At 58.3% G+C, this 12460-nt stretch carries 11 protein-coding genes; all 11 read left to right on the top strand.

The annotated features are described in order from the left end of the window. Window positions 1-1263: proton-conducting transporter membrane subunit (locus ACLQ7H_RS19745; protein ID WP_411754132.1), on the top strand; the 1263-nt coding region annotated here is incomplete at its 5' end. Between the two features lie 11 nt (window positions 1264-1274). Further along, window positions 1275-2225, top strand: coding sequence for a respiratory chain complex I subunit 1 family protein (locus ACLQ7H_RS19740; RefSeq protein WP_411754131.1), 951 nt, complete (start codon window positions 1275-1277; stop codon window positions 2223-2225). Window positions 2226-2243: 18 nt separating this feature from the next. Beyond that, window positions 2244-3701: a hydrogenase 4 subunit D gene (locus ACLQ7H_RS19735; protein WP_315901744.1), complete on the top strand. Its 1458-nt coding sequence runs from the start codon at window positions 2244-2246 to the stop codon at window positions 3699-3701. Window positions 3702-3712: 11 nt separating this feature from the next. Continuing rightward, window positions 3713-4363, top strand: a complete 651-nt coding sequence (hyfE, locus tag ACLQ7H_RS19730; protein WP_411754130.1) for a hydrogenase 4 membrane subunit — start codon at window positions 3713-3715, stop codon at window positions 4361-4363. Between the two features lie 4 nt (window positions 4364-4367). Continuing rightward, on the top strand, window positions 4368-5951 hold the full coding sequence (locus ACLQ7H_RS19725) for a hydrogenase 4 subunit F (RefSeq protein ID WP_411754134.1): 1584 nt from the start codon (window positions 4368-4370) through the stop codon (window positions 5949-5951). After that, window positions 5894-7684, top strand: a complete 1791-nt coding sequence (locus tag ACLQ7H_RS19720; RefSeq protein ID WP_411754129.1) for an NADH-quinone oxidoreductase subunit C — start codon at window positions 5894-5896, stop codon at window positions 7682-7684. The genes ACLQ7H_RS19725 and ACLQ7H_RS19720 overlap by 58 nt, the downstream gene beginning before the upstream one ends. A gap of 10 nt (window positions 7685-7694) precedes the next feature. Then, window positions 7695-8240, top strand: coding sequence for a hydrogenase 4 subunit H (gene hyfH, locus ACLQ7H_RS19715; RefSeq protein WP_179244507.1), 546 nt, complete (start codon window positions 7695-7697; stop codon window positions 8238-8240). A 1-nt stretch (window position 8241) separates the two neighbouring features. Further along, window positions 8242-9027 (top strand): NADH-quinone oxidoreductase subunit B family protein, encoded by a 786-nt coding sequence (locus ACLQ7H_RS19710; protein ID WP_411754128.1) that lies wholly within the window; start codon window positions 8242-8244, stop codon window positions 9025-9027. Next, entirely contained in the window at window positions 9017-9433 is a 417-nt protein-coding gene (locus tag ACLQ7H_RS19705; protein ID WP_411754127.1) for a formate hydrogenlyase maturation HycH family protein, read from the top strand. The genes ACLQ7H_RS19710 and ACLQ7H_RS19705 overlap by 11 nt, the downstream gene beginning before the upstream one ends. After that, entirely contained in the window at window positions 9430-9882 is a 453-nt protein-coding gene (gene hycI / locus ACLQ7H_RS19700; protein WP_411754126.1) for a hydrogenase maturation peptidase HycI, read from the top strand. The genes ACLQ7H_RS19705 and hycI overlap by 4 nt, the downstream gene beginning before the upstream one ends. 337 nt (window positions 9883-10219) lie before the next feature. Next, complete coding sequence (fdhF, locus tag ACLQ7H_RS19695; protein ID WP_411754125.1) at window positions 10220-12364, top strand: formate dehydrogenase subunit alpha; 2145 nt, start codon at window positions 10220-10222, stop codon at window positions 12362-12364. Window positions 12365-12460: the final 96 nt, after the last annotated feature.

The raw sequence follows: 12460 nt of genomic DNA, 5'->3' as shown, positions 1-12460 counted from the left end.
AAGATCGGCATCTTCGGCATCATCAAGGTCGGGATCGATCTGCTGGGTGCCACCGAAATGTGGTGGGGCATCGTAGTGCTGGCCTTCGGCGCAGTGTCTGCAGTGTTGGGAGTGCTGTATGCGTTGGCCGAGCACGATATCAAACGCCTGCTGGCCTGGCACACGGTGGAGAACATCGGCATCATTTTAATGGGCGTGGGCGTGGCGATGGTCGGCATGGCTAGCGGACATCCGGTGATGGCGGCGTTGGGCCTGCTCGGCGCGCTATATCACCTGCTCAACCATGCGGTGTTTAAAGGTTTGCTGTTCCTGGGTGCCGGTGCCGTGATTTGGCGCGTACATACCCGTGATATGGAACAAATGGGTGGCCTGGCGAAGCTGATGCCGCTCACCGGGCTGGCGTTCCTGATCGGCTGTATGTCGATCTCCGCCCTGCCGCCGCTGAACGGTTTTATCAGCGAGTGGTACACCTACCAATCGCTGTTCTCCATGAGCCACGACGGCAACTTTGTGATGCGCCTCAGCGGCCCGATTGCCATGGTGATGCTGGCGATCACTGGGGCGCTGGCGGCGATGTGCTTCGTCAAGGTCTACGGCGTCAGCTTCTGCGGCGGGCCGCGCAGTGAAAAAGCGGCGCAGGCTCGCGAAGTACCGTGGCAGATGACGCTCTCCATGCTGTTGCTGGCCCTGCTGTGCGTACTGCTCGGCGTGGGGGCCAGCGTAGTTGCCCCCGTTCTGGCTCAGGTTGCCATGACGCTGGTCGGCACTCATGACGTCACCGTCGTGCAAGGTTCCATGCTGGTGCCGCAACTGGCCAGCCAGGCCATGCTGTCACCGGCGTTGACCTTTATCCTGCTGCTCGCCCTGCCACTGATCCCGTTGGCGGTGTATCTGCTGCTGAAAAGCAATCAGTCCAGCTTCCGCCGCCGTGGCGACCCGTGGGCCTGTGGTTACAACTGGGAACAGGCTATGGCGGTGTCCGCCGGGGGCTTTACCCAGCCACTGCGCGCCATGTTTGCCTCGCTGTACCGTCTGCGCAAGCAGCTCGACCCAACGCCTGCATTGGCGCGGGCGCTGGAACAAACCACCGCGGGGGCAACCCGCGCCGAGCCGTTCTGGGATGACTGGATCATCAATCCGCTGGTCAAGGCCTCTCTACGCCTGGGTGTGCGGTTGCAGGGCATGCAGAGCGGTGACTTCCGCTTCTATTGCCTGTATGTGGTGATCGCCTTGGTGATCCTGCTGTTGCTTGTCGCGGTTTAAGGGGAAATAGCATGTCGATGCAGGAAACACCGTCGTTAATGATGGGACTCTTCGCGCTGATGCAGGCGCTGATGATGCTGGCGATCACGCCGCTGTTCACCGGGATCTCCCGCCAAATCCGCGCCCGGATGCACTCGCGCCGTGGCCCCGGCATTTGGCAGGACTACCGCGATATGGGCAAGCTGTTCAAGCGCCAGGAGGTGGCTCCGGCGCAGTCAGGCGCCATCTTCCGCGTGATGCCTTATGTGCTCCTGAGCAGCATGTTGCTGGTGGCGATGACGCTGCCCATCTTCACGCGGACGTCGCCGTTTGCCGGTGCGGGGGACTTGATCACCCTGCTCTACCTGTTCGCGCTGTTCCGCTTCTTTTTCTCGCTGTCTGGTCTGGATACCGGTAGCCCGTTTGCCGGGATCGGGGCCAGCCGCGAACTGACGCTGGGCGTATTGGTAGAACCCACGCTGATCCTGGCGCTGCTGGTGGTGGCCCTGATCGCCGGTTCCACCAATATCGGCACCATCAGCGCCACCCTGACCGAGGGTTGGAGTTCCCCGACAGCCACGTTGCTGGCCATGCTGGCCTGCGGTTTCGCGGCGTTTATCGAAATGGGCAAAATCCCCTTCGACGTGGCCGAAGCAGAGCAGGAACTTCAGGAAGGGCCGCTGACCGAATATTCCGGCTCCGGCCTGGCGCTGGTGAAATGGGGGATCGGCCTCAAGCAGGTGGTGGTCGCCGAGCTGTTCCTGGCGGTGTTTATTCCCTTTGGTAAGGCGGTGGAGCTGACGGTGCCTGCGCTGGCGCTGGCGGCAGTCATCATGCTGGCCAAGCTGCTAGCGGTGTTTGTCATCGCCTCCCTTTTTGAAAATACCTTGGCGCGTGGGCGGTTCTTACTGACGCATCACGTTACCTGGCTCGGTTTTGGCGTAGCGGCGCTGGCCTTGGTCTTTTATCTCACCGGTCTGTAAGCCGCCAGGAAACCCATTATGGAAAATACGCTCTGTTTGCAATATACCGCCCTCGCCACGCTGCTGCTGCCGTTTATCGGCGCGCTGTTGACGGCCTGCGTGCCGCAACGGATGGCCAAGTGGATCTGTACCCTGTTTGCGCTGCTGGCCACGCTGGGTACGGTGATCATCGGTTGGTTATTCCTGGCCCATGGCAAGGCGGATACCACCATCACGCTGCTGCAATACGGCAACGTGGCGCTGTTCGGTTTTATCATCGACCGCATCAGCACGCTGATTGTCTTCGCGGTGGTGTTTCTTGGCCTGCTGGTCAGCCTGTATTCCACCGGTTACCTCACCACGGCCAACCGCGAACATCCCCACGAGGGCAGCAACCGCTATTACGCTTTCCTGCTGATCTTTATCGGGGCGATGGGCGGGCTGGTGATGTCCTCCACCATTCTGGGGCAATTGCTGTTCTTCGAGATCACCGGCGGCTGTTCCTGGGGGCTGATTAGCTACTACCAGACGCCGAAGGCACAGCGCTCGGCCATGAAGGCCCTGCTGATCACCCATATTGCCTCGATCGGCTTATACCTGGCGGCAGCGACGCTGTTCCTCAATACCGGCACCTTCGCCCTGAGCGCGATTGCGCAGCTCAACGGTACGGCCAGTCTGGTCGTGTTTGGCGGCATCCTGTTTGCAGCCTGGGGGAAATCGGCCCAGCTTCCGTTGCAGGCCTGGCTACCCGATGCCATGGAAGCCCCTACCCCGGTGAGCGCCTATCTGCACGCGGCTTCGATGGTGAAGGTGGGCGTCTACATCTATGCCCGCGCCATCCTGTCTGCGGATACGGTGCCGCATATTATCGGCTGGGTCGGCATCGTCATGGCGACTATCACCCTGATTTACGGTTTCCTGATGTACCTACCGCAAAAGGATATGAAGCGTCTGCTGGCGTGGTCCACCATCACCCAGCTCTCCTATATCTTCCTGGCGTTATCCATCTCCATCTTCGGTTCCAAAACCGCCTTTATCGGTGGCGTGGCCTACATCTTTAACCACGCGTTTGCCAAGAGCCTGTTCTTCCTGGTAGCCGGAGCGCTGAGCTATAGCTGCGGCACCCGGATGTTGCCGCGTTTGCAGGGCGTGATGAACAAGATGCCGCTGCTGGGCGTGGGGTTCTGTGTAGCTGCGTTGGCGATCACCGGGGTGCCGCCGTTTAACGGCTTCTTCAGCAAGTTCCCGATTTTTGCCGCCGGTTTTGAACTGTCGCACGAGTTCTGGCTGATGACGCCGCTGATGGTGCTGGTGCTGATCGAATCGGTCGCCAGCTTTGCCTGGTTTATCTATTGGTTTGGGCGCGTTATTCCCGGCAAACCCAGTGATGAGGTGGCACAGGCCGCTCCGCTGCCGCTGGTGATGAGCGTGGTGTTAGTGATTCTGATCGCGATGTCGGTAGGTTCCAGCGTGATTGCCGTCGCCTGGCTTGGATAAGGGAGTTGATTATGACTGGTTCACTTATCGTCAATAACCTCGCGGGGCTGATGATGGTCACCTCGCTGCTGGTAATTGGCGCCAAACGGCCCGTGGCCTCGTGCTGGCTCTATGCCTTGCAGTCGCTGCTATTGGTGCTGATTTTCTTTACGCTGGGGCAAACCCTGGGCGCCCACCAGCTCACGCTGTGGGCGATCAGCGCCTTTATCACCAAGGTGGTGCTGGTGCCGGTGATCATGGCCTATGCCTTTCGCAAAATGGACGATCCCTCGGCGAACGGCAGCCTGATCGGCCCGGTGATGCTGATGCTGGCCGCGGCGGTGATTGTACTGCTGTGCTGGTTTGTGGTGGAGCCGGTGCAGGTGCCGCTGCTGGCCTCGCTGAAACCGGCGCTGGCGGTATCGCTGGGGCATTTCATGCTCGGTCTGCTGTGTATCGTCACCCAGCGCAACATCCTCAAGCAGGTGTTTGGCTACTGCCTGATGGAAAACGGTTCGCACCTGACGCTGGCGCTGCTGGCGAATCGTGCGCCGGAGCTGGTGGAGATTGGTATCGCCACCGATGCCATTTTTGCGGTGATCGTGATGGTCGTGCTGGCGCGCAAAATCTATCGCACGCTCAACACGCTGAATGTTGAACAACTGACGGCGTTGAAGGGGTGAGATGATGAGTAATACCACCATGCTGTTTCTATTACTGCTGACACCGCTGGCCTTCTCGCTGCTGACCTTTGCCTGTCGATTGCTGGGAAATGCTGCGCGGGTCTGCGTCACGCTGTTGCACTTTGTCGCTATCATGCTGCTGCTGGCGATTTCCCTATGGGTGGTGATGCAGGTGTACCAGCAAGGCGATATTCTGGCTGCCGGACGCTGGCTGCATCTGGATAGCCTGAGCGCCCTATTCCTGGCGATCCTCGGTATCATCGGCTGCCTTACCGGGCTTTACTCCATTGGCTATATGCGCCATGAGGTTGATGAAGGCGAGATTTCGGTAGCGACGCTGTGTCACTACTACGGCTTCTTCCACCTGTTCCTGTTCACCATGCTGTTGGTGATCACCAGCAATAACCTGATCCTGATGTGGGCGGCCATCGAAGCCACCACGCTCAGTTCGGCGTTTCTGGTGGGGTTGTACGGGCAGAGCTCCTCGCTGGAGGCGGCCTGGAAGTACATCATTATCTGCACCGTCGGGGTGGCCTTCGGGCTGTTCGGCACCATTCTGGTGTACGCCAACGCGGCCAGCTTTATGCCCGATCCCAACGACGCCATCTTCTGGACGGAAGTGCTCAAGCACGCTACGCAGTTGGATCCGATGCTGATGCATCTGGCGTTCGTGTTTATCCTGATTGGTTTTGGCACCAAAACCGGGCTGTTCCCGATGCACGCCTGGCTGCCGGACGCCCACAGTGAGGCACCAAGCCCCACCAGCGCCCTGCTCTCTGCCGTCCTGCTCAACTGCGCGCTGCTGATCATCATCCGTTACTACATCATTATCAGCACCACCCTGGGCCATGACTTTACCGGCACTCTGTTGATGGTGTTTGGCTTCCTTTCTGTCGCAGTGGCAGCCTTCTTTATTCTGGTGCAGCGCGATATCAAGCGGCTGCTGGCCTACTCCAGCGTGGAGAACATGGGGCTGATCGCCGTGGCGATCGGCATCGGTGGCCCGCTGGGTATTCTGGCGGCTCTGCTGCATACCCTGAACCACAGCCTGGCAAAAACCCTGCTGTTCTGCGGGTCTGGCAACGTGCTGCTGAAGTATGGCACCCGCGATATTACCGTGGCGAAAGGGATGCTGAAATGCATGCCGTTCAGCGCCGTGTTGCTGGCAGGGGGAGCCCTGGCGCTGGGCGGTATGCCGCCGTTCAACATTTTCCTCAGTGAGTTTATGACGGTCACCGCCGGGCTGGCGGCTGGCCATATTACGTTGACCATCGTCTTGTTGCTGCTGCTGACGGTGGTATTGGCCGGGTTGGTCCGCATGGTGGCCAGCGTGCTGTTCGGCGCCAAACCAGAAGAGGTCAACAAAGGCGAACTGGGAATACTGACGACCTTACCGATGGTGATCCTGCTGGTATTGATGCTGGTGATGGGCACCCATATCCCTCAACCGGTCAGCCGACTGCTGGAAAACGCGGTCCACATCGTGATGAACAACAAGCCTGGCACTCATGGCCAGCCATTGAGCTGGCCATGGGCCGTTCAGAATCATTCCTCTGCGGCCGAACCTCAGGCAGGAGAAGTAAAGTGAGCTACGAAACCCACATTTTGACCCTCAACAACGACGAAAAACTCGGCAAAGGCTACCTGGCCAAAGTGCGCGAGAAGTTCCCCTCCGCATTGCTGGATGCCGAGTGGCAAACCGCCAACCAGGTCACCATTACGGTCAAGCTGAACTCATTACCCGAGATCGTGGAATATCTTTATTACAAGCTGGGCGGTTGGCTGCCAGTGCTGTTTGGCAATGACGAACGTACCTTGACCGGGGATTTCGCCGTCTACTACGTGCTGTCGATGGAGGAAGGGGAAAAGTGTTTTATCACCGTCAAGGCTCAGGTTAGCGCCATCACACTGGAGTTTCCTTCGGTCACCCCACGCGTTCCCGCCGCCGTATGGGGCGAGCGTGAAATCCGCGATATGTACGGTTTGATCCCGGTGGGACTGCCGGACGAGCGCCGCCTGGTGCTGCCGGACGACTGGCCTGACGATCTTTATCCGCTGCGTAAAGACACCATGGATTATCGCCAGCGCCCCGAGCCAACCACCAACGTGGAAACTTACCCGTTTGAAAATGCGGCCACCGGCGAATCACGGGTAGTGCCGATCGGGCCAATGCACATTACCTCCGACGAGCCAGGGCATTTTCGCCTGTTTGTTGACGGCGAGCGCATTGTCGACGCCGACTACCGGCTGTTCTACGTGCACCGTGGCATGGAGAAGCTGGCCGAAACCCGTATGGGCTATCAGGAGGTCACCTTCCTGTCCGACCGGGTCTGCGGGATCTGCGGCTTCACCCACAGCGTGGCCTACACCACCTCGGTGGAAAATGCGTTGGGGATCTATGTGCCGCCCCGTGCCCATGCCATCCGCAGCATTCTGCTGGAGGTCGAACGGTTGCACAGCCACCTGCTGAACATCGGGCTCTCCAGCCACTTTGTCGGCTTCGATACCGGCTTTATGCAGTTCTTCCGCGTACGTGAAAAATCGATGACCATGGCGGAGCTATTGACCGGATCGCGTAAAACCTATGGGCTCAACCTGATCGGTGGCGTGCGCCGCGACATCCTGAAAGAGCAGCGGGTTAAAACCATCAAGCTGATCCATGAGATGCGCGCCGACGTGACGCAACTGGTAGAAATGCTGCTCGGCACGCCGAATATCGAGCAGCGCACCAAAGGTATTGGCCTGTTGGATCGGCAGATCGCTCGCGACTACAGCCCGGTGGGGCCGATGATCCGCGCCAGCGGTTTCAAACGCGATATGCGCTTTGACCATCCTTATGCCAACTACGGTTCGTTGCCCAAAACGCTGTTCACCTTCGACGGCTGCGACGTGTATTCACGAGTGATGGTGCGCGTGCAGGAAGTGCTGGATTCGCTGGCGATGATCGAATACGGCCTGGATAACCTGCCGGGCGGTCCGCTGCTCACCGAAGGCTTCCGCTACCAGCCGCACAAGTTTGCCTTGGGCTATGCCGAAGCCCCGCGCGGTGAAGATATCCACTGGAGCATGCTGGGGGATAACCAGAAACTGTTCCGCTGGCGCTGCCGCGCGGCCACCTACGCCAACTGGCCAGTGCTGCGTTATATGCTGCGCGGCAATACGGTTTCCGATGCCCCGCTGATTATCGGCAGCCTGGATCCCTGCTACTCCTGCACCGACCGCGTCACGCTGATCGATATCAACAAGCGCAAAGCGAAGACCGTGCCGTACAAGGAGATTGAACGCTACGGGATCGAACGCACCAATTCACCGTGCAAGTGAGGGAGGGATCATGCTGAAACTGTTTAAAACCATCCTGAAGGCCGGTGAAGTCACGGTGAAATACCCGTTTAAGCCGCTGGAGGTGTGCCCGGGGTTTCGTGGCAAGCCAGAGTACGATCCTGAGCAGTGTATCGCCTGCGGCGCCTGCACCGTGGCCTGCCCGGCCAATGCATTAACCATGGAAACCCATGAGGCCAGCGGCGAGCGTGTCTGGCAGCTGTTCATTGGCCGTTGTATCTTTTGCGCACGCTGTGAAGAAGTTTGCCCGACGCGGGCGATCCGGCTGTCGGAAGAGTTTGAAATGGCGGTGATGCACAAGCCCGATCTGTATATCCGCGCCACCTTTACGCTGCTCAACTGCCGCAGTTGCCAGCAGCCTTTTACGCCAACCAAATCGGTGAATTACGCCCTGGCGTTGCTGGCCCACGCAGGCATGGGGGCCGATAGCATCGAAGCCTTACGGCCCCAGTTCGAGACCTGCCCCGCCTGCAAGCGTAAACAGGCTCTGAGCCAGCATCGGCCGATGAAGCTGAGCCAGCCGGCAGGAGCGAAATAATATGACGATACCCGATATCAAGGTCAATCATCACCGCAGCACGCCGATCACCGTTGATGAACAGACCGCCAAACTCAAGAGCAAGCTGCTGAAGGATATCAAACGCTCGGCCTACGTTTATCGCGTGGACTGCGGCGGTTGTAACGGCTGTGAGATCGAGATCTTCTCCGCCATCACGCCGGTATTTGATGCTGAGCGTTTTGGCATCAAGGTGGTTCCCTCGCCGCGCCATGCCGATATTCTGCTGTTTACCGGCGCGGTCACTCGGGCCATGCGCGTGCCTGCGCTCAGGGCTTACGAGTCGGCACCCGATCCGAAAATCTGTATCTCTTACGGTGCCTGCGGCTGCGGCGGTGGGATTTTCCACGATCTGTACTGCGTCTGGGGCGGCAGCGAGTCCATCGTGCCGATTGACGTGTGGATACCTGGCTGCCCACCGACGCCTGCCGCCACCCTCTACGGCTTTGCCGTGGCACTGGGCCTGCTGGAGCAAAAGCTGAAGGGTGAGAACCATCTTGAGCAGGTAGACGAACAAGCGGCATTGCTGCTGCCGGGCATCCCACTGCATACCCGCGTACTGATTGAACGCGAGGCACGCCGTCTGGCGGGCTACTACCAAGGCCGCATCATCAGCGACCGTTTCCTCTCCCTGTTGGCCGGTGCCAGCATGGATGCGGCCACGTTGCGCCTGGAAGAATGGTTGAAACAGGAAGGCGATCCGCGCATGCGCGAGATTGTCGCTTGCCTGATTGAGTGCCTGCAACAGGAGCTGACCCATGCAAAATGAAGGTAAGGCGGTGTTCTGGTCGTTACGCCAGAAGTTTCTCGATAGCGATGACGATATGCCTGCCCAGGCACAGCAGGTGATGTATTACTCGCTGGCGATTGGCCATCACGTGGGGGTGATTGACTGCCTGAACACCGAGTTGAGCTGCCCATTGCCGCACTATCAAACCTGGGTTGAGCAGTTCCCGGAGGGTGAAGCCCAACGCAAGATGCGTGGCCTGCTGACCTTTGGCGAAATCACCATCGACTCCACCCACACCAACCTGCTGGCCAATTCGCTGGCTCCGCTGATCGCTAGCCAACCGGCGCCCTTTAGCGAATGGAGTGCCAAGCTGCTCAGCCTGCTCGCCGAGATTGAGCGCGAGCCTGCTATCTACCTGATTGTGAAAAAGGTGACGACCCCATGAATATCGTACTCACCGTTGGCAATAGCATGATGGGTGACGACGGTGCCGGGCCACTGCTGGCCGAGATGATGGCCGAGGCGCCGATCGAGGGATGGATAGCCGTCAACGGCGGCGCCACACCGGAAAATGTGACCCATCAGATCCGCGATCTTAAGCCCAGCCGGTTGGTGATTGTCGATGCCACCGATATGGAACTGGCGCCCGGCGAAATCCGCATCGTCAATCCTGACGATATTGCCGAGATGTTCTTTATGAGCACCCACAATATGCCGCTCAATTTCCTGATCGACCAGCTACGTGAGGATATTGAGGAAGTGATATTTCTCGGCGTTCAGCCGGACGTGGTGATGTTTTATTTCCCGATGACGGAGAAAGTAACACAGGCGGTACGGGTGATTTATCAGCAGTTATCAATATGGGACACGGGGGAAGGTTTTGAGCGGCTCTGAATAGCAGCGCCTAATACCGCAACATGAAAGCTTGAGGCAGGTGGGGAGCGTTGCAGGTTAGCCGACCGTTGAGCGCAGGGATGCGCGACACGAGCCTCCAGGGACGGATTCACGGCGTGTCGGCGTTCTGCATGATCCCCGCCTGTAACACCATCAGCCACAGCAACTTGGGTATTTTGGACGATGACAATACAGGCGAGTCGTTAATCCACATCAAGTCAGCATGGCACAATTTATGCTTCAAATAAGCGAGACACATTTTTCGTCACCGAGGCGATTTTCAAGTCCAGTGGCGTGTTGAGCAATGTCGAACAGGTTTAAACAAGGAGTGCTGGAAATGAAAACAGTCATCACGGTCTGCCCTTATTGCGCTTCAGGTTGCAAAATCAACCTGATAGTCGACAACGGCAGGATCGTTAAGGCCGAAGGCGCTAACGGCGTGACCAATCAGGGCGAGCTGTGCCTGAAAGGGTATTACGGCTGGGATTTCGTTCACGATACCAAGATCCTGACGCCACGGCTGAAAACGCCGATGATCCGCCGGGAACGAGGTGGCAAACTGGAATCGGTGTCCTGGGAAGAAGCCATTGAGTTCGCCAGTTCGCGCCTGCTGGCCGTTAAAGAGAAATACGGCCCGAATGCGATTATGACCACCGGTTCTTCGCGCGGGCCAGGTAACGAAGCCAACTATGTGATGCAAAAATTTGCTCGCGCCACCGTCGGTACCAACAATATCGACTGTTGCGCACGCGTCTGACACGGCCCCTCGGTTGCAGGTCTGCAGCGATCGGTCGGTAACGGCGCCATGAGTAACTCAATCTGCGAGATTGAGGATACCCAGTGTATTTTTGTCTTCGGCTATAACGCCGCAGACTCGCATCCTATTGTCGCCCGCCGCATTCTCAAGGCGAAGCAGAAAGGAGCCAAGGTCATTGTTTGCGATCCACGCTATATCGAAACAGCGCGTATTGCGGATATCCATTTGCCGTTGAAAAACGGTTCCAACATCGCGCTGATCAACGCGCTCGCTCATGTGATGATTGAGGAGAACCTATACGATCAGGCGTTTGTTGAACAGCATACCGAGCAGTTCGATGAGTATCGCTCCATCGTGGCGGGCTACCCACCGGAGTCGGTTGAGAAAATTACGGGCCTTACCGCCCAGCAAATCCGTGAAACGGCACGCATGTATGCCAGCGCGCCAACGGCAACCATCCTATGGGGCATGGGCGTCACCCAGTTCTATCAGGGCGTGGAAACCGTGCGTGCGCTGACCAGCCTGGCAATGCTGACCGGTAACCTGGGCAAACCGAACGTCGGGGTTAACCCAGTGCGCGGGCAGAACAACGTTCAGGGTGCCTGTGATATGGGTGCGTTGCCAAACACCCTGCCCGGCTATTTCCAGGTAACGGATGCCGAGGCACGGGAAAGGTTTGCCAGCGCCTGGGGGATCGACGCGATGCCAGCCGAGATCGGCTATGCATTGAGCGAAGTACCGCACAATATCGATCATGGCAAACTCAAAGCGCACTACATCATGGGGGAAGATCCGCTGCAAACCGAGCCGGATTTAGCCACCATCCGTAGAACCTTTGAGAAGCTGGATCTGCTGATCGTGCAGGATATCTTCATGACCAAAACCGCTGCGATTGCCGACGTTATTTTCCCGGCAACCTCCTGGGGCGAGCATGAAGGAGTGTATACCGCGGCAGACCGTGGCTTCCAACGCTTCTATAAAGCGGTGGAGCCGGTGGGCGATGTGAAGACGGACTGGCAGATCATCAGCCTGATGTCGACGGCCATGGGTTACCCGATGCACTACAACAACACGCAGGAAATCTGGGACGAACTGCGCGAGCTGTGCCCGATCTATTACGGCGCTACCTACGAGAAGATGGCAGACCTGGCTTACATTCAGTGGCCTTGCCCAACGTTGGATCACCCGGGTACCCCTTATCTGTACGAAGGCGGGGAATTCTCTCGGCCCGGTGGCAAAGCGGAGTTCTTTTCCTGTGAATGGGCTCCGCCGATCGATCAGCTCAGCGACGAGTTCCCGTTCGTGCTGTCGACGGTGCGCGAAGTGGGCCATTACTCCTGCCGTTCGATGACCGGCAACTGTAAGGCATTGGTCGCGTTGGCCGATGAACCGGGTTATGTGCAGGTCAACTCGGCAGACGCCGCCCGGCTGGGGATTGAGGATCAGGCATTGGTGTGGGTACGCTCTCGTCAGGGCAAGGTGATTACCCGTGCCAACGTCAGCGAACGCCCTAACCTAGGTGCGATCTACATGACTTACCAATGGTGGATCGGTGCCTGTAACGAACTGGTGGCAGAAAACCTCAGCCCGATAACCAAAACGCCGGAATACAAATACTGCGCCGTGCAAATTGAGCCGATTAAGGATCAAGGGCAGGCGGAACACTATGTTCAGCAGGAGTACAGCAAGATCAAACAGCGCCTCCGCGAGGCCGCTGCGGGCTAACTTGTAAGGTCGAACCTCAAGGATGAGGTTCGGCTTTCCACGCCTCTCTCTCCACCCGCTATTTATCCCCACACTTCCGCCCACGGCTGCCATACT

Source organism: Serratia sp. (in: enterobacteria) (genome assembly GCF_046715635.1).
Taxonomy (GTDB): domain Bacteria; phylum Pseudomonadota; class Gammaproteobacteria; order Enterobacterales; family Enterobacteriaceae; genus Chania.
This window is presented reverse-complemented; position numbering and strand designations above follow the sequence as displayed.

What these genes read in the sequence shown, in the direction of transcription:
- ACLQ7H_RS19720 (WP_411754129.1), top strand. Translation starts at nt 5,894, where the DNA reads ATGGGCCGTTCAGAATCATTCCTCTGCGGCCGAACCTCAGGCAGGAGA.
- ACLQ7H_RS19735 (WP_315901744.1), top strand. Translation starts at nt 2,244, where the DNA reads ATGGAAAATACGCTCTGTTTGCAATATACCGCCCTCGCCACGCTGCTG.
- ACLQ7H_RS19740 (WP_411754131.1), top strand. Translation starts at nt 1,275, where the DNA reads ATGTCGATGCAGGAAACACCGTCGTTAATGATGGGACTCTTCGCGCTG.
- ACLQ7H_RS19705 (WP_411754127.1), top strand. Translation starts at nt 9,017, where the DNA reads ATGCAAAATGAAGGTAAGGCGGTGTTCTGGTCGTTACGCCAGAAGTTT.
- ACLQ7H_RS19725 (WP_411754134.1), top strand. Translation starts at nt 4,368, where the DNA reads ATGAGTAATACCACCATGCTGTTTCTATTACTGCTGACACCGCTGGCC.
- ACLQ7H_RS19710 (WP_411754128.1), top strand. Translation starts at nt 8,242, where the DNA reads ATGACGATACCCGATATCAAGGTCAATCATCACCGCAGCACGCCGATC.
- hyfH (WP_179244507.1), top strand. Translation starts at nt 7,695, where the DNA reads ATGCTGAAACTGTTTAAAACCATCCTGAAGGCCGGTGAAGTCACGGTG.
- hycI (WP_411754126.1), top strand. Translation starts at nt 9,430, where the DNA reads ATGAATATCGTACTCACCGTTGGCAATAGCATGATGGGTGACGACGGT.
- hyfE (WP_411754130.1), top strand. Translation starts at nt 3,713, where the DNA reads ATGACTGGTTCACTTATCGTCAATAACCTCGCGGGGCTGATGATGGTC.